The organism is Streptococcus australis ATCC 700641, assembly GCF_000186465.1.
GTDB classification, from domain to species: Bacteria; Bacillota; Bacilli; order Lactobacillales; family Streptococcaceae; genus Streptococcus; species Streptococcus australis.
On record NZ_GL636091.1, the window covers coordinates 145,967 to 170,006 of the forward strand.

At 39.3% G+C, this 24,040-nt stretch carries 24 protein-coding genes and 2 pseudogenes; 6 read left to right on the plus strand and 20 right to left on the minus strand.

Annotated elements, in window-relative coordinates; genetic code table 11:
* Positions 1 to 260: 260 nt before the first annotated feature.
* Together HMPREF9421_RS10515 and HMPREF9421_RS00715 are read left to right on the plus strand one after the other, a co-directional pair.
* Positions 261 to 674 (plus strand): helix-turn-helix domain-containing protein, encoded by a 414-nt coding sequence (locus HMPREF9421_RS10515; RefSeq protein ID WP_081469346.1) that lies wholly within the window; start codon positions 261 to 263, stop codon positions 672 to 674.
* 22 nt (positions 675 to 696) lie between these two features.
* A pseudogene (locus HMPREF9421_RS00715) lies at positions 697 to 921 on the plus strand (IS3 family transposase); the annotation flags it as partial.
* A gap of 89 nt (positions 922 to 1,010) precedes the next feature.
* Here HMPREF9421_RS00715 and HMPREF9421_RS00720 read toward each other — a convergent pair.
* The 7 genes from HMPREF9421_RS00720 to HMPREF9421_RS00750 form a co-directional block, all read right to left on the minus strand.
* Complete coding sequence (locus HMPREF9421_RS00720; RefSeq protein ID WP_006595090.1) at positions 1,011 to 1,607, minus strand: hypothetical protein; 597 nt, start codon at positions 1,605 to 1,607, stop codon at positions 1,011 to 1,013.
* Positions 1,604 to 2,278 carry an ATP-binding cassette domain-containing protein gene (locus HMPREF9421_RS00725; RefSeq protein WP_006595091.1) on the minus strand — a complete coding sequence of 225 codons (675 nt, stop codon included), beginning with the start codon at positions 2,276 to 2,278 and terminating at the stop codon, positions 1,604 to 1,606. Before HMPREF9421_RS00725 ends, HMPREF9421_RS00720 begins: the two co-directional genes overlap by 4 nt.
* Entirely contained in the window at positions 2,279 to 4,447 is a 2,169-nt protein-coding gene (locus HMPREF9421_RS00730; protein ID WP_006595092.1) for a hypothetical protein, read from the minus strand.
* A 106-nt stretch (positions 4,448 to 4,553) separates the two neighbouring features.
* Positions 4,554 to 4,937 carry a lactococcin 972 family bacteriocin gene (locus tag HMPREF9421_RS00735; protein WP_006595093.1) on the minus strand — a complete coding sequence of 128 codons (384 nt, stop codon included), beginning with the start codon at positions 4,935 to 4,937 and terminating at the stop codon, positions 4,554 to 4,556.
* Positions 4,938 to 5,215: 278 nt separating this feature from the next.
* Positions 5,216 to 6,301: a sensor histidine kinase gene (locus tag HMPREF9421_RS00740; RefSeq protein WP_006595094.1), complete on the minus strand. Its 1,086-nt coding sequence runs from the start codon at positions 6,299 to 6,301 to the stop codon at positions 5,216 to 5,218.
* Positions 6,294 to 6,992 (minus strand): response regulator transcription factor, encoded by a 699-nt coding sequence (locus tag HMPREF9421_RS00745; RefSeq protein WP_006595095.1) that lies wholly within the window; start codon positions 6,990 to 6,992, stop codon positions 6,294 to 6,296. The genes HMPREF9421_RS00740 and HMPREF9421_RS00745 overlap by 8 nt, the downstream gene beginning before the upstream one ends.
* A complete protein-coding gene (locus tag HMPREF9421_RS00750) occupies positions 6,989 to 7,201 on the minus strand; it encodes a helix-turn-helix domain-containing protein (RefSeq protein WP_040803168.1) in 213 nt (70 codons plus the stop codon). Before HMPREF9421_RS00750 ends, HMPREF9421_RS00745 begins: the two co-directional genes overlap by 4 nt.
* A gap of 377 nt (positions 7,202 to 7,578) precedes the next feature.
* On the opposite strand from HMPREF9421_RS00750, the pseudogene HMPREF9421_RS11135 reads away from it, so the two are divergent.
* Positions 7,579 to 7,800: pseudogene (locus HMPREF9421_RS11135) on the plus strand (XRE family transcriptional regulator); the annotation flags it as partial.
* A gap of 315 nt (positions 7,801 to 8,115) precedes the next feature.
* Positions 8,116 to 9,126 (plus strand): YeiH family protein, encoded by a 1,011-nt coding sequence (locus HMPREF9421_RS00755; protein WP_003009857.1) that lies wholly within the window; start codon positions 8,116 to 8,118, stop codon positions 9,124 to 9,126.
* Positions 9,127 to 9,715: 589 nt separating this feature from the next.
* Here the strand turns inward: HMPREF9421_RS00755 and HMPREF9421_RS00760 are convergent.
* Positions 9,716 to 10,255 (minus strand): T6SS immunity protein Tdi1 domain-containing protein, encoded by a 540-nt coding sequence (locus tag HMPREF9421_RS00760; RefSeq protein WP_006597035.1) that lies wholly within the window; start codon positions 10,253 to 10,255, stop codon positions 9,716 to 9,718.
* A 259-nt stretch (positions 10,256 to 10,514) separates the two neighbouring features.
* Between HMPREF9421_RS00760 and HMPREF9421_RS00765 the strand changes: the two genes are divergently transcribed.
* Together HMPREF9421_RS00765 and HMPREF9421_RS00770 are read left to right on the plus strand one after the other, a co-directional pair.
* The gene (locus HMPREF9421_RS00765; protein WP_006595100.1) at positions 10,515 to 11,618 is read left to right on the plus strand and encodes an ABC transporter permease; all 1,104 of its coding nucleotides are present in this window, start codon (positions 10,515 to 10,517) and stop codon (positions 11,616 to 11,618) included.
* A gap of 1 nt (position 11,619) precedes the next feature.
* The gene (locus HMPREF9421_RS00770) at positions 11,620 to 12,309 is read left to right on the plus strand and encodes an ABC transporter ATP-binding protein (RefSeq protein WP_006597033.1); all 690 of its coding nucleotides are present in this window, start codon (positions 11,620 to 11,622) and stop codon (positions 12,307 to 12,309) included.
* Positions 12,310 to 12,500: 191 nt separating this feature from the next.
* Here HMPREF9421_RS00770 and HMPREF9421_RS00775 read toward each other — a convergent pair whose 3' ends face one another.
* From HMPREF9421_RS00775 to HMPREF9421_RS00830, 12 genes are all read right to left on the minus strand, one after another.
* Entirely contained in the window at positions 12,501 to 13,826 is a 1,326-nt protein-coding gene (locus HMPREF9421_RS00775) for a sensor histidine kinase (RefSeq protein WP_006595102.1), read from the minus strand.
* Positions 13,823 to 14,476, minus strand: a complete 654-nt coding sequence (locus HMPREF9421_RS00780; protein WP_006595103.1) for a response regulator transcription factor — start codon at positions 14,474 to 14,476, stop codon at positions 13,823 to 13,825. Before HMPREF9421_RS00780 ends, HMPREF9421_RS00775 begins: the two co-directional genes overlap by 4 nt.
* 70 nt (positions 14,477 to 14,546) lie before the next feature.
* A complete protein-coding gene (locus HMPREF9421_RS00785; protein ID WP_006595104.1) occupies positions 14,547 to 15,923 on the minus strand; it encodes an ABC transporter permease in 1,377 nt (458 codons plus the stop codon).
* A gap of 12 nt (positions 15,924 to 15,935) precedes the next feature.
* Complete coding sequence (locus tag HMPREF9421_RS00790; protein WP_399553597.1) at positions 15,936 to 16,568, minus strand: ABC transporter ATP-binding protein; 633 nt, start codon at positions 16,566 to 16,568, stop codon at positions 15,936 to 15,938.
* Positions 16,569 to 16,583: 15 nt separating this feature from the next.
* Entirely contained in the window at positions 16,584 to 17,849 is a 1,266-nt protein-coding gene (locus tag HMPREF9421_RS00795; protein ID WP_006595106.1) for an ABC transporter permease, read from the minus strand.
* Positions 17,850 to 18,845: 996 nt separating this feature from the next.
* On the minus strand, positions 18,846 to 20,468 hold the full coding sequence (gene groL / locus HMPREF9421_RS00800) for a chaperonin GroEL (protein WP_006595107.1): 1,623 nt from the start codon (positions 20,466 to 20,468) through the stop codon (positions 18,846 to 18,848).
* Positions 20,469 to 20,491: 23 nt separating this feature from the next.
* Positions 20,492 to 20,776 carry a co-chaperone GroES gene (gene groES, locus HMPREF9421_RS00805; protein ID WP_006595108.1) on the minus strand — a complete coding sequence of 95 codons (285 nt, stop codon included), beginning with the start codon at positions 20,774 to 20,776 and terminating at the stop codon, positions 20,492 to 20,494.
* A 127-nt stretch (positions 20,777 to 20,903) separates the two neighbouring features.
* Complete coding sequence (locus HMPREF9421_RS00810; RefSeq protein ID WP_006595109.1) at positions 20,904 to 21,197, minus strand: hypothetical protein; 294 nt, start codon at positions 21,195 to 21,197, stop codon at positions 20,904 to 20,906.
* A gap of 102 nt (positions 21,198 to 21,299) precedes the next feature.
* On the minus strand, positions 21,300 to 22,154 hold the full coding sequence (locus tag HMPREF9421_RS00815) for a PTS system mannose/fructose/sorbose family transporter subunit IID (RefSeq protein ID WP_040803176.1): 855 nt from the start codon (positions 22,152 to 22,154) through the stop codon (positions 21,300 to 21,302).
* On the minus strand, positions 22,138 to 22,980 hold the full coding sequence (locus tag HMPREF9421_RS00820; protein WP_006595111.1) for a PTS mannose/fructose/sorbose/N-acetylgalactosamine transporter subunit IIC: 843 nt from the start codon (positions 22,978 to 22,980) through the stop codon (positions 22,138 to 22,140). Before HMPREF9421_RS00820 ends, HMPREF9421_RS00815 begins: the two co-directional genes overlap by 17 nt.
* Positions 22,981 to 23,042: 62 nt before the next feature.
* Entirely contained in the window at positions 23,043 to 23,537 is a 495-nt protein-coding gene (locus HMPREF9421_RS00825) for a PTS sugar transporter subunit IIB (protein WP_006595112.1), read from the minus strand.
* A gap of 17 nt (positions 23,538 to 23,554) precedes the next feature.
* Positions 23,555 to 23,995: a PTS sugar transporter subunit IIA gene (locus HMPREF9421_RS00830; RefSeq protein ID WP_006595113.1), complete on the minus strand. Its 441-nt coding sequence runs from the start codon at positions 23,993 to 23,995 to the stop codon at positions 23,555 to 23,557.
* Positions 23,996 to 24,040 lie beyond the last annotated feature (45 nt).

The window sequence follows — 24,040 nt, forward strand, 5'->3', positions numbered from 1 at the left end:
AGGTTTTCAAACAAAATACGAGTCATTCGTTTTTGCCCCGCTTTTGCCCCATTTTTAAATCCTGACATTGAAAATACCTAAAAGTATTTCCCTAAAATCAGCTATATTTCAACATTTTTGTTTATTTTCAATATGAAAAGTTCTTACAAATCCATGTAGGGGGCATCTAAATCAACAGGAAAAAGCCTTGATTTAAAAGGCTTTTTTGCTTGTCTATAACTGATTTGCCCCATCATTTGCCCCACATTTTTTTATGAGCAATCTTTCCATACATCTCTGATTACGAAAAACAAAAAAGCTATCCTACCTTTGCAAATTTAGATAAGATAGCAGAATATTTTAATGCAACTCCAACTCAACTTTTTGGAACGAGTAAGGAGATTGAATTAGAAAAGAGTGTTCTTGAATCGAATGAATACTCTGATAAAGTAAGTGAGATCTTAAAGGCTGTCAAATACATCGAACATTTTCTACAAACTGATGGACAGTACTTAGAGGATTTACTTTACCTAACAAGAGGCAACCAACTATACACAGAAGATGGAGATGAATTGTATATTGATCCAACTTCTCAGAAAAGAACATTTCATACCCAATATGAACCCGGTTTTATTGTAGCAAGAGAGAAATCCCCACTTGAACTCTTAATTGAAAATAAGGACCTATTAGATTAAATAAAGAGGATAAAGGAATCCAGCATCTATGTCACGTAAAGGAAACAGCCCAGATAATGGCATGATGGAGTCCTTCTTTGGCATTCTTAAGTCTGAGATGTTTTATCGTTATGAGAAGACCATTCACTCACTTGAGCAATTGGAACAAGCTATTGTAGACTATATTGATTATTACAACATCAAACGAATTAAGATAAAACTAAAAGGACTCAGTCCTGTGCAATACAGAACTAAATCCTTTGGATAAACTAATTGTCTAACTTTTTGGGGTCAGTATAAAATCCTCCCCTAACAATAAATTATTATTTTACAACTTTTATTACAAATATTGTGTTTTTAATCATTAAATATAAGCCAACTATCTATTTTATCTTTTGGTTTTTCCCAACTTGCAATAACACGTATTCCTTTCATTTCTGTACTGGAAATACCTAATTTTCCTCCTTTTCCTAATAAATATAATGTATATTGCGAATCAGTATTTGCTTCATAAGAACCCTTGATAAATTTTTCATCTGTACTAACTTTCCAAGCATCTAATCTAGGAATACTAATTTTTATATCTGTTTTTTGATCAGCTATATCCAATGATATTTCTCCTTCTTTAATTCCCCTTATGCTTACTTCTTTATTTTCTTTTAAATCTATTTCCCCTGACTTTGCTATGATTCCATCTTTAGATACTACAAAAACAATAGCTTTGTCTTGTTTTTCTTTGACTAGATCTTTTGGAAAATAAAATTTTTCTCCATTTGTTCTATTCAAAATACATTTTTTCCCCATCGCAATACCCACTGTATCTATTTTTTCTTTTGTTTCATTTTTTACTGTAAATGCAACATCAATATCATCACTATTTCTGTTCATGTAAAAGAATAAACCACAAATGCACAGTGCTATAACCGGTACTAATAAAGCAATCTTCCTTTTCATCTTAACACCTCCCTTATAGCTGACTTTTCAATAATATAATTCTTATGTGCTACTTTTTCAAAGTCCTTATCATGACTTACAACTACGATCGTCTTACCTTCATTATTTAATCTAATAAGTGTATCGATTACAATTTTTTTATTCTCATAATCAAGAGAACCTGTCGGTTCATCCGCCAACATAATTTCAAACGGTTTTATCATATTTCTTGCAAGGGCTACCCTTTGCTGTTCTCCACCTGAAAGTTCATAAACCTTCGATTTTAATTTGTCTGAAATGCCCATTTTATTCAATGCAGCTTCTATAAGATTTTTCTTATTTTTTTCTTGATTGTATTTGGCAGCAAGCATCATATTTTCCTCAACCGTCATTTTTTCTACCAAAGCAAAATTTTGAAATAAATAAGCAATTTTTTCTCTGCGTAATAGCTCTCCTACTTTAGGATCTTTTATAGGATCTCGATTTGAAAAACAGGTTACACTACCACTATCATAATTTTCTAATGTCCCAATTATATTCAAAAGTGTTGTTTTTCCTCCTCCACTTTTCCCAAAGATACAAACAAAATCTCCTTTATAAATATCCAAACTAATATTTTCCAAAATACTGTGTTCCCCATATTTCTTAGAGACATTTCTTAAGGTTATTTGCAATTCCTTTTCTTTTTGCATTTAACACCCCTCCTTTAACCTAAGTACAATGCTTCTTTCACTTTTCTTTAGTTGTAAAATTTCTATGCCAAAACATATAAAGCTTCCACAAATAGCTATTATTAAACTAATCAAAAGTTTAGACATACTCCAACCATCTCTTGGTATAAACAGTCCAACATCACTTATTACTCCTGTTACCATAATAACCATAAATAAAATAATAATACTTATGATATAACCAACGATATTTTCAATAATTTTCTTATGATGTATATCAAAAAATCCATATCCCAACAACCTAGAAACATCTATTCGTTGTCCATGATTATAAAAATATGTTTCTTTATCTATTTTTAATAACGTTGCTAAAATAACAATAGATAAGACAAGACCAATAACATATATACTTGCCTCCATCTTATATTCGTCTATTCTTGAGACTATATCATCGTAGACTGAGCTGATAAAGAGTATAAACGGCTCAGATTCTGTTTCTTCAATTATGTCCTTCAAACTCTCGTATCCTCTACTAGGCTCTTTAACATATGGATGTAGCTGCCCATTTACTAAAGATGATAGTTTGATTCCATAATCTGGGAGTAATTCTTTCCCATTTACTGCTACCAAAACATAATTTTTCAAGTTTGCTTCATCAATTCTTTTGCCACTATCAAAAGAAAATACACTTTGATTATCTTTCAGCCTTACATATGTTTCTGTAATTGTACCTTGTTTTTTTATATTTTGAAAAATATGATCTTCATGAATTTTTTCTTTGTCAAATTCAGTAATTTTAACATCTTCTGGAACAAAAACAATCCACTCATTTTCATGTATTTTATATTGTTCTATTTTATTCGTATCTTTATCTAAGAGATTAGCAATATGTAAATAATTTTTATTTACATAGGCATAATTGCCTTGAAACGGTTGTTGATTTAGATACTCCTCATCATCATTCATTCCCTCTTTTCTAACGTTTGGGGCATTAAATAATATTGCTCCACTATCGTCCAAACTATTCCATAAGTTATTCAGCTTTGGAATAACAATCTCATGGAACTTATCATCATCTTTTTCATAACTCCAAGACCATGCACAAGCCAAATTTGCATAATATTTTGAGCTTTCCCAAGTTGGAATGTATTGTTTCATACTCGAGTAATCAGCGAGTCCTAAAATACTTACAATTGCTAAATAAAGAACCATAACAATCGACCCTGTTTTTATAAAAAAAGAACTTCTATGATAACTTCTTCTATAACCTTTCAATAAGGCAATAACATTAATTCCTTTTAATTTGAGATAAATCAATATAAACTCTATTGATATTAGCCCCCCTATTATAAAAGCAACTAAAATAAGTATTGTTTTCATTGATATCATAAATCCTAAAATATCACTAGGAGCAACTAAATATTCTATAATTCCAATCGTCAGTACAAGTCCCACTATTGCTGGTATTGCAAGAATATTTAAAACCTTAGAAATAGCTAAAGTTAATTTGTCGTATCCTAGTAAAATTGATATCGATAATTCCTTTGAAAGCATCCCATTATAAATAATTAGACAAAAGACAGTAGCTACAAATATAATAAAAATCATAAGCATATATAGATATGCTTGTTTCTGTGTGAATTCACTAGAAACAGTAAAATCCGGATTAACCACGACCTCTGTTTTTAATTTTTCATTTTGATTTATTTCTTCAATAAACTTATTAATATTTACTTCCGTACCTCTTACATGATAATCCCCATTAACTTTTTCCTTGCTGACGTTTTCAAAAGGAATTAAGCTTATATCTTTTGACGTGAGTAAACTCATTGATTTTACATTCTCAAAATCATTCAATTTGTCTTTGCTATCAGTAATAGATATATTTCTAAAAGATTTCTTGAACCATTCAGAATCATTTAGATGAATGTAAATCTTTATTTTCTGTTTATCAAATCTACTATTCTTAGGAATATATTCTTCCTTTATGAAGCTTAAACCATTTTTATTGGCGATTTTCTGCAATTCAATTATTGTTTTATCAGCTATTTCTGGCTTTGTTACAATGTTTACAGTAGTATTAAACTCTTTTATGAATATATTTAAAAACATACCGTCTGAATAGAAAAACTTTCCTATACCAATCACTATAATTAGTAAAATTGCCAGTATACCCACTGTTTTTTTCATTCTGCATCATCTCCAACTTTATAAAAATAACGAGTATGAGTAATGCCACAATACTAAAATAACAACGTGGTACCGCTCAAACTCGTTCAACTATTTTTATTTATTGTTATTTAACATCAGCCCAAGCTCTATTACCACTTGAAGCTTTTTCCCAAGAAGCTTCTGCTCTACTTCCAGCGTTTATCCAACCCGAATAAGAGAATTTACCACCAGCACCTTGTACTGTAGTTTTATGTGTTTTATTATTGTGATCGTATTTAGACCAAACATATACACTACCTACACCATGTCTCCATTTTCCACCTAAAAAACTTTTCCATCCGCTATCATAACTGAACAACCTTGGCAGAGTATAATCTTCTTCAAATACTTCCACCTCATAACCAAGACCTTCAACATATGGTAAGTTTGTTTTTTCTGCTGCCAATGCTGGTACGAATGATACTAACATAAAACCTGTTAATAATACTAATGACAATGATTTTTTCATGATAAAATTCTCCTCTCTCAAATACTTAAACTTTTTGTAAAATTTTTCTTCCGAATAAAGTTTTCAAAAACTCTACTCAATCTCCGTTCCTATACCTATGAGGATTATTATAATTCATAAAACTCTACCTCCTTTTTATATATTTATAATCACAGATGATGATTCAAATTAATAATTCCATTCAAATATAAAAGAGCTATCCTTATTTATATTATAGAATAGCTCTTTGCTTTATACTTAACGGTATCTTTAAATAATTCTTGCGTTTTCTTTGCGATTTAATTTAATATATATGGAAGTATTACTTTAGCACAAACTCTTTTATTCTCCTCTCCAATTTCAAAATTTCCACCCAAGTGTTTTACAATGTCACTTACAATTGTAAGTCCAAGTCCCGATCCATTATTGCTTATTCGTCTTGATAAATTTCCCCTATAAAACTTTGAAGTAACCATATTCCAATTCACATTTAAATTTGGAGAAACATCGTTTATAACACTTATTTTTAACATTCCATTAATTTCCTCAACCTTTATATTTATGCTTGTTCCTTTCACAGAATAATTAACTGCATTTGTAATCAGATTCTCCATTATTCTAAGTAAAAGTTGTGGTTCCGTTTTAATCTTACTGTTTTCCAAATTTAAAAACTCCAAAATTAAAAGATGATCTTTTATAGATAAACTTTTTTCTTCTTCCCACTGGCTAAAAAAAATTTTTATATCTACATCCGTTAAATTTAGTGGAATTTCATTTAAATTGAATTTTAAATATGAAAAAAAATCTTCACTTAAACGATTTAAATATCTTATGTTCTCATATATAACATCAACAAACTTATTTTTTTGTTCTTCAGAAAGATTTTTTTCGTCTTTTAATAGTGTTATATAACCTATCATATTCGCAAGAGGAGTTTTTATATCATGAGCTAAATACGTTAGCAGATCTGTTTTTTCTTTATATACCAGTTCATACTCCTTTTCAAGTTCTTTATTGTAATTATGAAGTTCTATAAACAAATCTCGTTCCTTTGATAATGACTCATGAAATGGTATTAAATCTTTATCTTCACTTTTAAGATAATTCAGTCCAGACTCAAAATATTGATTATATACATAAAACCTTTTTTTCTGTATTATAAATGTCCCTATCAATATAGCAACCGCCCCTAGTAAAAGTATTATATATTTACCTATTTCAAAATAAAAGGAAGCAAATTTATCTAATGGCAATTCTGGATCTACACTGTCAACAAAAGAATTATCCATTATTTTGTAAATAATGAAAAATAGGATTGTACTTAAAAATATCCATAGTATTTGATAAATAATACCTTCCACAAAAAAACGGTTTTTCTTACCCATTGATTTTATACCCCACTCCCCAAACAGTTAATATGACTGATTTTAACCCAATCTTTTCAAACTTACTTCTAATTCTTCTTACATGAACCATAACTGGGTTAACTTCATTTTCTAGCACCTTATCACCCCATATTTTATAGTGTATATCATCCATATTATACACTTTACCAGGTTCTTCCATAAGCAACCACAAAATATCAAATTCTTTTGGTGTTAGTTCAATCTCTATATTACCATAGTAAACTTTATGTGTTTTAATGCTAATCTTTAAATTATTAACTTCTCTATCACAATTAATTGTATTTACAATATTTTTTGTAAATACATAATTTCTTCTAAAATGAGAATTAATTCTCGCAATCAATTCAGATGGTTCAAACGGTTTTACGATATAGTCATCTGCACCTATATTCAATCCTTGCACTCTATGAATAGGATCTTCTAAGGCAGTAAGCATAATGATTGGCATAGTGGACGTTTCTCTTATCTTTTTGCATATTTCAAATCCATTTATATCAGGAAGTAAAATATCCAATAATATCAAATCATATTTATTTTTTTCAAATTCCTCTAACGCCTCTTTTCCAGTATGAAAAATGCTGATTTCCCAATTCTCTGATATTAAATACATCTTTATAAGTTCTGCTAAGTTAGTATCATCTTCTACAAGCATTATTTTCATTTCAGTCATTCATTTCCACCCTCCTTAAAACTAAATACATCATTTGGAGTACATTCCAATGCATTACATATTTTTGCCAAATTTTTAAATGTGATTGGCTTATTTTTTCCCATCTGTGCCATGACATTAGTTGTAATCTGTGCAATAACAATAACTTCTGTTTTCTTTAATCCCTTTTTGGCGAGTTGTATCCACAAGGTTTTATAATTTAATGCTATGCGTTTCCTCTTTTCTTTAGATATAATTTTCATGTGTATTATACCATAACCATTGAGTACACTCAATTTTTATTTGAGGATTAATTTTGTTCTGAAATTTTAATTATACCGTCATATATTTATTTTGATAATTTAATAGTAAATATTATATGATTAGTATCCATCTAGTCTGAACCATCTCTTCTGATTTATCCTCCGATTTGGTTTCATACTGATTTTTATTTATAACAACACTATATATCTAGTATGGCATAATCATTAGGTATTATAGGTTTTTCAAACCAAATTAGAAACCTTTATGAGTCATTCGTTTTTGCCCCATTTTTGCCCCACTTTTAAATTATGTCATTGAAAATACCTAAAAGTAGTTCCCTAAAATCAGCTATATTTCAATATTTTTGATTACTTTCAATATAAAAATTTCTTATAAATTCATAACAAGAGGCAACCAACTATACACAGAAGATGGAGAAGAGTTGTATATGGATCCAACTTCTCCGAAAAGAACATTTCATAACCAATATGAACCTGGTTTTATTGTAGCAAGAGATAAATCCCCACTAGAACTCTTAATTGAAAATAAGGACCTATTAGATTAAAAAAAGCGAGGATATGTACTGATCCCAAAAGTTAGATTTTTTCTGTCTAACTTTTGGGGTGCAGTACATTTTCAACTCTCTTATTTATTTTCTTATCTCACATAATTACTTCACATATCCAGGCTCATCAAATTCATTTTTTTCAATAACATATGCCACATTTGCATCCTTATTGATCAAAGAACATATATCTATTAAACTACAAAAGCTCTCTGACCGCAAAATTCCGTTAATTTACAACCTTATTCCTACTTTCTATTTTACTTTTCTGACAGATAAGATTATAATAAGGAGTATTTATTTTCGGAGGTTTTTATGTCATTTCTATCAAAAAATTGGGCAGGACTGTTAGTCTGTCTGATCATTTCTATCATCTCTTGGGTTTTAGGAGGCTTTCTGCCTGTTGTGGGAGCACCTGTTTTCGCCATTTTTATCGGAATGATTCTCTACCCCTTTCTCACTCCCTATAAACAACTGGATGCTGGTTTGACTTATAGCTCCAAAAAATTGCTTCAGTATGCTGTTATCTTGCTCGGTTTTGGACTCAATATCTCTCAAGTTTTCGCAGTTGGAAAATCTTCCCTTCCTGTCATCCTTTCGACTATTTCTATCGCTTTAATTATTGCTTTCTTTTTCCAACGATTTTTTAACATGGATACAAAGCTAGCTACCTTGATTGGGGTAGGCTCTTCTATCTGTGGCGGTTCTGCCATTGCAGCGACTGCTCCTGTTATTCACGCCAAGGAAAAAGAAGTAGCCCAAGCCATTTCTGTTATCTTTTTCTTCAATGTCTTGGCAGCTCTTATCTTTCCAACTCTAGGTTCTTGGCTCCATCTCTCCAACGAAGGTTTTGCTCTCTTTGCGGGTACTGCGGTCAACGATACTTCCTCTGTAACAGCCACAGCTAGCGCCTGGGATAGTCTGTATCATACCAATACTCTAGAATCTGCAACCATTGTCAAACTGACTCGTACCTTAGCTATTATCCCTATTACTCTCTTCCTCTCCTATTGGCAAAGCCGTCAACAAGACAACAACCAAGGAGTAAAGCTTAAAAAAATCTTCCCCGTTTTCATTCTCTACTTCATCCTAGCTTCTCTGCTAACTACCGTCCTTACTTCTTTTGGTGTTAGCAATAGCTTCTTTTCACCTCTCAAACAGCTCTCCAAATTCCTCATCATCATGGCTATGAGTGCTATTGGTCTCAAAACTAACCTCGTTGCTATGATCAAATCCAGTGGAAAATCCATTCTTCTTGGAGCCCTTTGCTGGATCGCTATCATCCTGACTAGTCTTGGCATGCAATTACTCATCGGTATTTTCTAAGAAAAAAGGGAGCCTAAAGGCTACCTCAGAACGTAGACAAACGTCATTTTTGGCGTTTGTCTTTTTGTATCTTCAAAGATATTTTGTCTTATCATCTACTATTCCATCCAAAAATCTGATTTAAAGCAAAATAAAAAGGGATATTCCCTATCCATTTCGATAATTTTTTCATTAATTTGTTTTTCCATTTTATCCTCCGATTAGTCTCGCACTGATATTTATTGATAACAACACTATATTTCTAGTATAGCATAATCATTAGATATTATAGGTTTTCAAACCAAATGAGAGTCATTCGTTTTTGCCCCACTTTTGCCCCATTTTTAAATCATGACATTGGAAATACCTAAAAGTACTTCCCTAAAATCACTTATATTTCAATATTTTTAATTACTCTCAATATGAAAATCCTTTCCAAATCCATGCAGGGGGCATCTAAATCAACAGGAAAAAGCCTTTATTTACAAGGCTTTTTTGCTTGTCATTTTGTTTTTTGTACCAAATTTTGTACCAAAAATTTTATATCCACAAAATAAGCGAGCCTCATTCAAAGAATCGAAAAAACCACCTCGGGGGTGGTTCTTTTTTATCAATCGTCAAACACTCCGCCTGTGAGTTGGTACATGAGGTAAATGTGCTCCAGGATTTTAACTTTATCCATATGATCCACATTTTTAAAGCCTCCTAATGCTAGGAGCGGGGCAAAACCGAAACATTGGTTATAAGACAGAGCACCATATTTTGACACAGCTTGTCTATATAAATCAAGTTCAAAGTTATCAGTCACATATGAGTTATCTAAATACTGAAGGAAATATTTCAAACTCTTTATAATAATGTCGCAGTCTTGAAGGTTATATTTTACAATACCAACAAATTCATTCTCTTCCCAAGTAATAATATCTCCAAATGCTGTTACGAACATAGGAAAAGCGATATCTCCTCTGAAATAACTATCTTGGAGAAGTTCAAGATAGTCATCTGGATTAATGACTTTGAGATAACCATCTAAAAAGGTTCCCAAGCCATCCTCCTGCCAAATCTGTAACAACTCAGCAGGGACTTGGTCCTTGTATTTTTCAATAACTTCTTGGGGCATATCTGCCTCTTTGATAAAGTTTTCTAACATGTTATCCTCCGATTTGGTTTTTAGCATCGTTTCTCTATAATCCCAGTATACCACAAACCATATGTATCATAGTCTACTTAACAAGAAGAATAACAGTTTCATAGGCATTTAAGTATCTAAAGGAAAGATAATAAGAATAATGTTTTTGAAACACTCTACCAAATATCAGCCTCCTATTATCCCCCCACTTGTGGTATGATGGTATAGTATGTTTAGGTGCCAAGCTACTTGAGTACCTCCGTGCTAAAAGGAGACGAATATGAAAATCGCATGGAATGAAATTAAATACCAACCCAAGAAATTTATCTTGATTGAACTTCTCATTACCATTCTCATGTTTATGGTGGTGTTTTTATCCGGTCTGACAAATGGACTGGGCCGTTCGGTATCGGCCCAAATCAATAACTATGGGGCCCTGCACTACATCCTTTCGACAGATTCAGAAGGGATTATCCCCTTTTCAACCATTACGGCGAAAGATTTAGATGAGGTCCAAAAGATAGAAGGGATGGACTATTCTGGCTTGTCCATCCAGCGGGCAACCGTCTCAAAATCAGAGGATTCCAACACCCTGGATATCACCTATTTCGCGACCGATAACAACGAAAAAGAGATCCTCAATCCAATCATGGAGGATACAGACATCAAGATCTCCGACCTAAAGAAAAACGAGGTCATTCTGGACCATTCTTTCAAAGAGGATGAGGGAATCCAAGTCGGCGATCAAGTGATCGACAAAACTTCTAAGCAAAAACTCAAGGTCGTGGCTTTCGCGAAAAATGCCAAATACGGCTACAGCGAGATTGGTTTTATCAGCTCGGATACCTACACAGGCATGCGGCAAAAAACAGATCCAAGCTATCAATGGCAAGCCCAAACCCTTGTGACTAAGAAAAACATCCCTTCTAACGATCTAGCCAGCAACTTAATGGTGGCGGATAAGAAGCAAGTGATCGATAAAATCCCTGGCTACAAGGCTCAAAACCTGACGCTACGGATGATCACGTGGGTGCTACTACTCGCTTCTTCTGCTATCCTTGGGGTCTTCTTCTATATCCTCACCCTGCAAAAGTTAAAACAGTTTGGTGTCCTAAAGGCCATTGGCATGTCCATGAGCCAGATTACCTATGTCCAACTATCCCAGCTCACCATCATCTCCCTTATCGGAGTACTGCTGGGACTTGGCTTGGCAACCATAATGGCGCCATTTTTACCCAATAGCGTCCCTTCCTTTATGACCCTGAAAGACAATCTCATCATCTCGGTTAGCTTTATCCTGACCTCTATCTTGTGTGGTGCCTTGTCCCTTGTCAAAATCAAAAAAGTAGATCCAATCGAAGTCATTGGTGGAAATGGAGAATAAGATGGCCATTATTGCATTAGAAAATATCAGAAAATCCTACGCCGATGGCAGCCAGATGCACCATGTCCTCAATCAGCTGAATTTAAGCGTCGAACCCAACGAATTTGTCGCCATCTTGGGCCCTTCAGGATCTGGTAAATCCACTCTCTTAGCCATCGCTGGCTTGCTTTTGTCAGCAGACGAGGGGCGGATTTCTATCGCTGGCCAAGACCTAACCGGCCTCAACCAAGGCCAGTGGACGCAAAAACGGCTAGAATTGCTCGGCTTTATCTTTCAAGATCACCAGCTCCTCTCCTATATGAAAATCGGTGACCAGTTAGAACTGGTGGCCAAATTGAAGGGGGAAAAGGGCAAGAAAAAACGCCAAGAGGAAGTCAAGGCTTTGTTGGCAGATCTGGGCATCGAAGCTAGTTACCACCAATACCCGAATCAGATGTCCGGTGGGCAAAAACAACGGGCAGCCATCGCTCGAGCCTTCATCGGAAATCCACAGGTCATCTTGGCCGATGAACCAACGGCTAGCCTAGACCCAGACCGAGGGCAAGAAATCGCCCAGTTGATCCGGAAAGAAGTCAAATCCAAAAATAAGAGCGCTATCATGGTGACCCATGACCGCTCCATCCTGACCTATGTGGATACCATTTATGAATTAAAACATGGTCAATTGCTAAAGGTCGGACAGCTTGATTAAATACAAAAAGAGGCTGGGACAAAAGTCCTAGCCTCTCAATTGTCTTTGCATTGTCGAGCAAGACGCAGTGGTTGAGTGGGCTCTACTACGCTGATTTCATCAGCTTTTATAGCCCTACTCAACTGTGCGGAGGTGGGACGACGAAATCGAATTCTAACGAATTACCGATTTCTGTCCCACTCTCTATTTTTTTATTCTTGAGGATCTTTGGGCAGTTCCATACGGAAGCGTAAGCCCATAGCTGTTTTATCAAATTGGTAGGCCAATTCTTCATGGTCCAGCAAGTGTTGGACCACAAAGAGTCCCAAGCCACCTTCCTTCTTCTGGCGGCTAGCGGTCATTGGCATCTCAGCGGTCTCTACCATTTCTTGGCTGGTATTTTCAACTGCCAAGTGCGTCCCTTCTTCTTCGAGACGGAGCTGGATCTCTCCACCGGCATCCGAATGCTTGACGGCATTACTAATGACATTTGAGAGAACCAATTTCAGAATGGCTGGGTCCATATAAACTGCTTTGTCAGCGATTTGATTGTCAATCGTGAGCGCGCGGGATTGAGCCAAGACCTTGTACTGGTCGAGGATCTGCTCTAAGACTTGGTCCAGCTGGATCCACTCCTTGTCTCCGGCTAGTTCTTGGACAGAGGACAGAGATAGAATTTCCAGGACAATCTGGTTCATCTCATCGACGATATCGAGAGAGACCGACAGATAGCGGTCCCGATCCTTGTAACGGCCGATCTTATCCCGCATATTTTCTAGGATAATCTTCAAGCTGGCCAGAGGCGTCTTGAGCTCATGCGAAGCCCCTCTTAGAAATTCGACCTTCATCTGCTCCAACTTCAGATTTTCCTGTTTCTGCTGCTCTAGATTGTCGATCACCTCTAAAAGATGATGATAGAGGTCGTTGATCTGTTGCTTGAGAACGCCAATCTCATCCTGCGAATGAATGGGAAGACTAGCTGTCCGATCCAGCCGTTTCATCCTCTTGGTCATCTGCTTGATTTCAAGGATCGGAGCAGAAATCATGCGGGCATAGAGATAGGAGGCAATTAGCGACAGAACAAAGGAAGCAAGGAGACTATAGGGAAGAAATCCCAGACTGATGTCCCGCGCTTCCTTTTGCGAATCGATAGTCGCTAAGAATTGCAAGGTCAAGTCTTTCCCCTCTTTGGTCTGAATCTTTCGCTCTTCAATGACCAGGGAATTGTTCTGGCTATCAGGGTTCACGAGCAGGTCATCCTTGACCTCTAGGGCATTTTGTTTTTCCTTGCCCTTGATCGAGACCTTGATATCATTGGTCTTGGAATAAAGGTCGATGACCGACTCAATGGTCCCTTCTTCCTGGCCCTGGAAACTCTTAGCCAGGGCTTGCGATTTCTTCAAAATCGTCTGGCGCTGGGACTCGATATAGGTCGATGGAAAAATAAAGTAAACCGAAGCATGTAGAAGGATAACTAAGCTACTAAAAAGGGCAAAGGTGATCAGAAAGATTTTTGCAAAGATACTCCGTTTGGTCATGGCCTCTCCAATTTATAGCCGACATTGCGTACCGTAACGATACAGTCCAGCTCCAGTTTTTTTCGTAGTTCCTTGATATAGACATCGATCACCCGGTCAAAAGGAATCTCCTCCGTCTCCTTCCAGACGGCATCGAGAATCTGAGAGCGGGTCCGGGCCTTGCCCTCATGCTGGAGCAAGTATTCCAAGATTTCCAACTCCTTGGCATTCATGGAAATGGCTTGGCCTGCTAGGCTGGCTGTGTAGCTCTCAAAATCCACCCGTGCCTCTCCATAGGTGAAGACCCGTGAAGGTTGAAGCTTTTTAAAAATAGCTTCGATACGGACCTTTAAGAGGGACAAGGAGAAGGGTTTTTCCAGGTAGCCATCTGCCAACTCTCCAAAGGCTGTCAACTTATAGTCCTCGTCATGGAAGGCCGTTAGCATCAGGACAGGGACTGAGCTGGTCTTCCGGATGGTCTTGAGGACTTCCAAGCCATTAAGGATAGGAAGCTGGATGTCCAGCAAGACTAGATCCGGCGCTTCTCTGTGAAAGAGGTCCAGGGCCTCCTGCCCATCGCCTGCTTCAAAGACCTCATTGCCACATTCCATGAGATAGTCGCTCATCCCTTCTCGAATCAGGACTTCATCTTCTACGATTAGTATCTTCATACACTTTCCTTTTTATCTAAGAAACTTCTACCTCCTATTATACCCTATTTCTATTTTAGGAAACAATCTCTTATTCGACATCCACCAAGAGTTCCTTCGGTTTCTTATGCAAGAGCCATTGTGAAGAAAGGATGGATACGAGAATCAAGAGAAGCCCACCGACCAACACAATCACGAGCAATTGGCTCGGTTGGATATCCATATGGATATCTGTCAGGGTCTTACTGAAGCTTTCCGCCTCAGCTCCTCCACCAAGGTTGGCTGCAGAGGATTCTTGAGCCATTTGTTTGGCAATGCCACTGGTGACGTTTTTGAGCACCGTATCTCCCACTGCTTTGGCAAGAAGCCCTGCGACTCCATAGGAGAGGAGGAAGGCGGGGATGGAAATCATGACCAATTCTGCCACAAATTGTCCCGCAATCTGTACCTTAGAAAGTCCTAGAGCCAACAAGATACCAACTTCTCTGCGACGGGCATTGAGCCACAAGACAAGGAGAAGGGTGAGAAGCAAGCTAGCAAAGATGAGGCTGCCGATAAATAAGTAGTTCGCCACTTGGAACATACTGCTGATCGATTTTTGCAAGGCTGGGTAGTTCGAAGAGCTCTTAACCAAATCATAGTAATTCCATGGGATATCCAAGGCTTTGATTTTTTCGATCAATTTATCCAGGTCCTGATCCCCTTTTGCAAAGAAGGTCGCATCCTCATAGGTAGCTGTTTGAACGGTATTGCCATAGAGTTTGGCAGCTGTATCCAGGTCAGAAATGAGGGTATCTTCATACAACTCTTGGGCGTAAGTTAGAGGAGCTTGGTTCTTCCCTGAGAACAAGCCTTTAATGGTCACTTCGACGGTTTCATTAGCCCCTTTTTCATTGTCAGCATCGTAGAGGTTAGACTTGAGACGTACCTTATCGCCCACCTTGAGACCATTCTTTTTCGCCAAATCTTCGTGCATGAGGATTTGGTTTTTGTCCTTATCGGTCAGATGCTCTCCTTGGACCAGCTTGTAGGCTCCTGAGACAAATTTATCTTCTTTTGAAGAATCATTGACCCCTGTCACCATCAAGGTATTTTTGAAGTGCTTAGCCCGCTCTGGAGATTGATTTTGCAGGGTTTCTTCGGTCTCAATGATCTCGTGGTCTAGGATATCGGCGATGGCATTGATCCGCTTGATGGAGGAGGTGATCCCCTCTACCTGGCTGATTTTCTCGATATCTTCTCCTCTGAGATTCCCAGCTCCCCGAGGGGTTCCCGGATTGGTCCGGCGATTGATCTGCATCGAGAAGCTATTGGTGATGGATCCCAGACTTTCCGATGAAGCTTTTTGGGTTGCACCCTTCATGGAGAGTCCGATCAAGCTCAAAGTCCCCATGAGGAGAATAATGGCAAAGAGCAAGAGAGACTTGGGCCATTTACGTGTGATATAAGCAAAAGCATTTCGCGACATAGCATTCCCTCCTTATTTGCTCTTCTCAATGAGGCTACGACGACTCAATTCCAAGACCACATCGGAGGCCTCTGCCACTTCCTTACTGTGGGTGACGACGATAACACATTTTTGGCGTTCCTTGGCCAATTTCTTCAAAATGGCAATGATATCACCTGCTGTCTGTTCGTCTAGGTTTCCCGTCGGCTCATCAGCCAAGATGACAGGTGCTTCTGAAACGAGCGCACGCGCAATGGCCACCCGTTGCTGTTGCCCTCCAGACAATTGAAGGACATTGCGTTTGATTTGCGTTTCGTCCAATCCCAATTCCAAGAGAATCTCTTTCCCAGCTTGTTTGTTGACCAGACGGACATTTTCAAGTGGCGTCAAATAATCAATCAAATTGTAATTCTGAAAGACTAGGGAGACATGGTGCTTGCGGTGGTAGCTAGACCCTTTGGTCTGGATGTCCTCCCCATCAAAGAGAACCTGTCCCTTTTTGGGATTATCCAAACCAGCCAAGAGGGAGAGGAGGGTTGATTTCCCAGTTCCCGACTGGCCAATAATACTGTAAAATGTCCCATTTTCGAACTGATAGTTCACATTTGAGAGGATATCTTCACTATAGCTTTGGTAACTATAGGCTACATTCTTGAGTTCTAACATATGTGTCATTTCTCCTTAACTCATTTTTGTTAATATTTCTTTTGGGGTCTTGCGCCAGATCATGCCGGTAGTTACACCGAGCGACAGAAGGATCAAGCACAAGAGGCTAGCATAGGCGATTCCTAAGGAAAGGCCTTGAGGGATTTGGTTGAGCAAGTCTAGGGTCTGCTGTTGACCGGTCTGTCCGACAAACTGCTCTAAGAAACGATGGCTGACCATCCGCCCGATGAGAAAGGCTGGGATCACCGCTAGTAAGGATACCAGCACCACCTCCAAGAGGAACTGTCTAAAGATCCGGCCCTTGCTCTTCCCAATGGATAAGAGCACCCCGATTTCATGGATCCGCTCCCGTGTCCAGAGACTGAGTAAGAGCGATAGGGCACCGGCTCCAGTCACTAGGAGGACGATCATCATGATTCTTACTAGCCCTTCTAGTGTCTGAGAGGATTCCTTCATCTGGTCAAAGGCCTTGCGATCTTCGACCACGCGCAGAGATTGCCAATCCAGATCCAAGCTTTTAACTTGCTTCAAGAGGGCATCGATTTTCTCAGGATCTTTGACTCCAAAGGTGACCTGGGTCACTTCTTGCTGACTGAGACCTAAGAGCTTGGTCGCATCCTCATAAGGGAGGTAGACTTGATTCTCACTCAGATCAGAGGTCATTCCTGTAAATTTTTCCTGTTTCTTACCTGAAAAGATCCCAACGATTTCAAAGGTTTGCTCTTTGGCAGGAGTCTCTCCCATCTGAAAGCTGGATAAGGTCAAAGAATCTCCGACCTTTAGCTTGTTCTTCTTAGCCAACTCTTGGTGGATCAAGATCTGCCCGCGAGCCTTGTCGGATAAGTGCTTGCCTTGCACCAGTTGGAAACTGCCACTTCGAAAATCCAGGTGTTGATCTGTTTTCTGGGTAAAGACAGCGCCTAGCGCTTGCTTGGCTTCCTGACCCAGATCCTCCCGCTCTACCGACTGCTGTCCAGTCACCGCTTCTTTATCAAGAATACGAACGGGGCTTTCATATTGTGGGACCATGGATCCTACCCCAGCTAATTGCTGCACTTTTTTAGCCTCCTTCAGAGCAAAGGGAGTATCCCCTTGTTTACTGGTCAGGGCAAAACTGGTCCCAGCCGACTGCTTGATATGATCCTCCAGCCTTCCTCCCACTTGCATCAGTGAAAAACAGAAATACAAGCAAGAGAGGATCAAGAGGAGAATCAGAAAGAGGACCAGATTCCTCGTTCTTTTTCGAGAAATATAGGCGATTGCCTGTTGCAAGAGAAACATCTCCTACCTCCATCTAAAAGAAAGACTCCCCAGTTTATTGATAGCAACTGGGCTCGCTTTCATCATTTGTTGCTTTCATTATAGAGGAGAAATGTGAAATGTTTATGAAATAGAAAAAAACTCTCCCAGAAAAATCTGGAAGAGCCTTAGCAAGGGGTGGATGAAAAAGTTTAATATGAAAAAGGTCGATAAAAATTAAGAATCAAAAAGTTTTAATTTGTTCGATCAAGTTTTTGTCTTTAGACATGTATGTGGGAAGTATTCCCCCCTTGCTCTATTGTAGAACAATTATCTACTTCCTATAGTTTAACGCATCTTTGTTACAAAATAAAGGATTTTGTATTGCAATTTCATTCCAAATATCGAACAGGCAGGTTACTTCAAAATATCTACTATCTATCTACCTGCTTCAAAGGGTATCATCCCCGTGATTTCACTATATGTAAACAAAAACCCGCACCTCAAATGACTGCTCTGATCCTTCTCGGATTAATCCTAGTTTCGTCAAGAAAGGAAACCGATCTGTAGAAAAAACAGATTCCAGCTAAATTTATTTCACAAACTGTTGCAATATATATAAATATGCATCCTCTCTTCATAAAGAAGAGATTAAAGCAACCCGTTTGTCCTATGATTAGTCGAAAATTGAAAAGATTCTACTAACCCCTTTGAGCTAGTAAGATGATTAGGTAGGCCGCAACATAGCGGTTGGCGTCAAATGATTAGAGGCGAAGCCTCAATCAAGCACACAGATTACGACAGAAAATAAAGAAGGCCGATAATGCCTTCTTTGTTTTCTTAGTATGACACTTCGGCAAGGCACCATAGTGCTTGCCATAAACTACAAATCCACCTAATACATTGACACGGGGTTACGACGTGAAAAGGGAGGAACGATACTTTCCTCCCTTTGAGCTAGTAAGACGTTTAGCCAAACCGCCTGATAGCGGTTGGCGTCAAATGATTAGAAGCATAGCTTCAATCATTTGTAACGTGTTACATCATCCCACCCATCATGCTTGGATCCATAGCTGGCGCTGCTGGAGCTGGTTCTGGTTTGTTGGCTACCACTGCTTCGGTCGTCAAGATCAGACTCGCTACAGAAGCCGCATTTTGAAGGGCTGAACGGCTCACCTTCACTGGGTCGATAATTCCTGCTTCAATCATGTTGACCCATTCACCTGTTGCAGCATTGAAGCCTGTTCCGACTTCTGCATGTTTCAAGCGATCGATAACAATTGACCCTTCATATCCTGCATTGTGGGCGATTTGGCGTACAGGTTCTTCCAAGGCACGAAGCACGATATTGCGTCCTGTTGCTTCATCCCCTTCCAATTCAAGGGTTGCAACTGCAGAAATAACGTTAGCAAGGGCCGTACCACCACCTGCAACAATTCCTTCTTCAACCGCTGCGCGTGTTGCATTGAGGGCGTCTTCGATACGGAGTTTCATTTCTTTCAATTCCGTTTCAGTTGCCGCTCCGACCTTGATGACTGCAACACCACCAGACAATTTGGCCAAACGTTCTTGCAATTTTTCACGGTCAAATTCTGAAGTTGTGGTTTCAATTTGTGATTTAATCACGGCTACACGATTGGCAATAATTTCAGGGTTTCCAGCACCTTCTACGATGACTGTGCTATCTTTGTCCACTGTCACTTTACTTGCTTGACCGAGCGCCTCAATGGTCGCATCTTTCAACTCAAGACCGAGATCTTCTGTGATAACAGTACCGCCTGTCAAGATCGCGATGTCTTCTAACATGGCTTTACGGCGATCCCCAAATCCTGGAGCCTTAACAGCTACGACATTGAAAGTTCCACGAATCTTGTTCAAGACAAGAGTTGGGAGGGCTTCTCCATCCACATCATCCGCAATAATCAAGAGCGGACGATTGCTTTGCAGGATATTTTCAAGCAATGGAAGGATTTCCTGGATATTTGACACCTTCTTATCGGTGATCAAGATATAAGGATTTTCAAGGTCTGCCACCATTTTTTCATTATCAGTGACCATGTATTGAGAGAGGTAACCACGGTCAAACTGCATTCCTTCCACGACTTCCAACTCTGTTTCCATTCCACGAGACTCTTCAATCGTGATCACCCCGTCATTGCCCACTTTTTCCATGGCTTCTGAGATGTACTCACCGACTTTTTCAGAGCGAGAAGAAACAGCCGCAACCTGGGCGATGGCTTCTTTATTGGCAACTGGAATGGCGTTATTTTTCAAGGCTTCAACAGCAGTCGCAACCGCTGCTTCAATCCCACGACGGATACCGATTGGATTCGCTCCTGCTGTAACGTTCTTGATCCCCTCACGGACGATAGCTTGGGTCAAGACAGTCGCAGTCGTTGTCCCATCACCAGCGATATCATTAGTTTTAGACGCCACTTCTGATACCAATTTGGCACCCATATTTTCGAAATGGTCTTCCAATTCGATTTCTTTTGCGATGGTCACCCCATCATTGGTGATCAATGGTGACCCAAATGATTTTTCAAGAACCACATTGCGGCCTTTTGGTCCCAAGGTCACCTTAACGGTATCTGCTAGGATATCAACCCCACGGACCATGGCTGCACGAGCATCTGATGAAAATTTAATTTCTTTTGACATAGATCTTTCTCCTTTCTGATTCTTTAGGCTTCAACAATGGCGAGAATACTCGCAGTCCCAACAATCGTGTACTTCTCATCGCCGTCTTTCACTTCAACGCCTGCATGATTTTCCACCAAGACAGTATCACCGACTTTGACGCTTGGTGCTACCAACTCACCACTGAGGGTCCGAACTCCCTCACCTACAGCGATGACTTCTGCAGTTTTTGTTTCAGCTTGACTTGCTTTTGCGATGACAAAGCCACCGACTGTTTGTTCTTTTTCTTCTACTTTCAAGACCACGCGGTCTCCTAATGGTTTTAACATATCGTTCCTCCATTCCTGTATTTTAGCACTCTTTTATATCGAGTGCTAACTCATGTTTCTATTGTATCACTTGGTCAAAAATAGTCAAGAAAAAAACACCTCAATCTCTTCGAAGTGCTTTCGATTTTTAGCCAACCAAATTCAACTTTTGTTGGTAAGCTTGGATGACTTTTTGCAAGTTGGCTCGACCACGATACATCCCATAGCCCACTAGCAACATCCCTACTAGCCCAAATAGGGCTATCAAGCTACCTAAGATCAAAAATAGTAGAGAAGTTTTGTGAAAGAAATAAATCAGCAGTCCACCAATACTGGCCATGAGAAAGAGCACACTAAACCAGCGACCCAAGTTTTCCAACATATGGCGTTGGTAGCGAATTTCCGTCTCATACCCCTTTATTAATTCTTGTCTGGTGTGCATAAATGCCTCCTTCAATAAAAATTGAGAATGAAGTATTCGTAAAGGAGGTCACGTACTTCATTCTCAATGCTCCGGTTGCAATAAACTGTTTCTAGTTTTCTCTTAGTATTTGAGACCTGGATCAAAGATTCCAAGAGCTACCCCAGCCAAGGCGATGATGACCAAAAGAAGCATGACCTTGTTTGGTGAAACTTTCTTCTTCGCCATTAACCACCAGCAAAGAGTGATAAAGGCAGCAGTTAAGAGACCTGGATAAACACCATCAATCTTTTCTTGGATTTTAAGGAAGGCTTCTCCGTCAGCATTTTTGAATTCGAGGGCTGTTGTAACAGAGACCCAAGTCGCTGCTACAGCACCGATGACCATACCACCGACTACACTAATCGCTTTGCGAAGGGCTTGTCCTTTTGGTCCTACAAGGAATTCTACAGCCTTGTCCCCTAAGTGATAACCTTTGAAGAAGGCGAAACGCATTCCCAAGTATACCAAGAGGTTCCAAACGACGATGTAGAAGAGAGCTCCTGTAATGTTTCCGTCTTTAGAAAGACCAAGGGCTATCCCGAGAAGTACAGGGATTAAGGTCCCAACAACCAAGGAGTCACCAATCCCGGCGATTGGTCCCATCAGACCAGCACGCATCCCGTTGATGGTTTCGCCATCTACTGCATCTCCATTGGCACGCGCTTCTTCCAAACCAGCTGTAATCCCTACAACCAGTGATCCCAGTTGTGGTTCGGTATTAAAGAAGGCAGTATAGGTTTGCATAGCTTCTTTTTGTTCTTCTTTGGAATCATACATTTCTTCTACGATTGGAAGCATAGAAGTCAAATACCCAAAGGTTTGCATGTGTTCTTGAGAGAAACAGGTCAAGTGACCATAATACCAATGATGGAATGCTTTGGTTAGCGTTTTCTTTGAAATTTTCTTTTTATCAGCCATCTTAGATATCCTCCTCATCATCGTCAAAGTCATTTGCTCCAGCAGGGACGACTTTCATTGTTTTAATCACTTCAAGTTCATAGTAGATTACCGCAAAGATCAATGAAACCACCGCACTCGCTACCAAGTTCAAGCCAAGAGATTTTGCCAAGGTGAATCCAACAAAGAATGGAATGAAGTCTCTCACTTCTGTAACGATTTGCTTCAAGAGGATGGCAATACCGACACATGGGAGAAGGGCGCCGACTGTAAAGAGGGCTTTCATCCAGTAACCATCCATTGGAAGGTATTGTTTCATCAAATCCACCATGTTTTCACCGTATTTGGTGATAATCATCGTTGGAAGGAAGGAGAAGAGGAAGTGAGAAATCCATGGGTAAACCCAGTCAACTGCGTAGAGTTTTTTGAAGTTTCCTTCTTCAACGGCTTTCCAACCGATGTGTTGCCAAAGCAAGTTCATGGTTGCAGTACCGTAGAAAAGAACGGTACCGATGGTCCCAACGGCTGCACCGATTGGGGCCGCTGCCGCTGCAATTGCTGCCTCACCCGTGATATTGTTGGCATGAACAAATAAGATAGAAAGAGGAATTCCGATATAAGAGATAGCCCGCACATCGGCAGATACGGTACCACCAGGTGTTACCAAGGCGATATAAACGACTTGAAGGGCAACCCCGACCATGATACCGGTTGTCACATCTCCAAGGATCAACCCTGAAATCAACCCTCCGACTAGAGGACGTCCAAGAGTATAGTTCCCGATACTGGTACCACCCATACCAGGCATTGAAGACAAACTGGCGAAAATACCAAGCAAGATTGCTTGAATCCATGAAACTGTCATAACAAATGCTCCTTTTGTTTGTAAGTATAGTTTAGTGACGAAGAGCTAGGATGCTCTCCCCCCTAGAATCCGAATTTTGATTTAAAATCATCCCAATAACCGATGGAAACATCTGGCAACAACTGGAATTTCACCTTGTAGCCGGCAGCCTGAATAGCTTCAATGGCTTCTGCTTCTTCCTGGGTGATGGATTGGTTGTTCCCCAATTTCACAGCACCTGGACGGTCATTTGCAGGACCAACAATGATTTCTTTAACATCCCCTGGGACAAACCCTTGGTCGACCAAAATTTCTTTCATATCGATGGGGTTCTTGGTAATCAAGAAATAGCGAGTTTCTGATTCCGTTACTTTGGCAGATTTTTCTTTGAAAGCTTCCTTGGTCCAAACAAAGGTTTTCTTATCTGAAGCCCCTTTATAGGCTTGAATCAAGACCTTGTTGGAAGCTGCTGCGTCGTTGACGGCGATCAAGCCATCACAAGGCTTTTCTTTAGCCCATCGAGTTACTGTTTGACCGTGGATCATACGGTCGTCAATCCGTACAAATGATACTACCATTTTCTAACCTCCCTTAGTTAAATATCATCATCTTCTTCATCGTCACCCTCTACCGGGGCAAGGGCAAATTCTTGCAAGGCAGTGGAAGCTTCGGATAAAATCACCTGGGCTAAATCAGCCCCCTCCATCATGTCCTTCATCACAACTGCTGTCAACGCCATGGTCAAGTTCATTCCACCTAAGATCAAGGCTGTACTCAGCTTTCCTTGCTCCTCTAGCACTGTCGCTGCCGTTGTCAAAGGACTGCCACCTACAATGTCTGCTAGAACTAAGACAGAGTCCTCATCTGTTAAATGGGAAATCGCCTGACGAAAATCATGAGCAAAATCATCTACCGATTTGCCTTCTTTCAGTCCGACCGCAATCACCTGATCTATCTTATCCCCAGCAAACATTGCCAGCGAACTTTTCAGACCTTCTGCCAGTCCACCATGACTGACCAATACCAGATACTTCATCCTTTCTCCTCCTTTATGATGACCTTATTGTATTGTTTTTGAAAG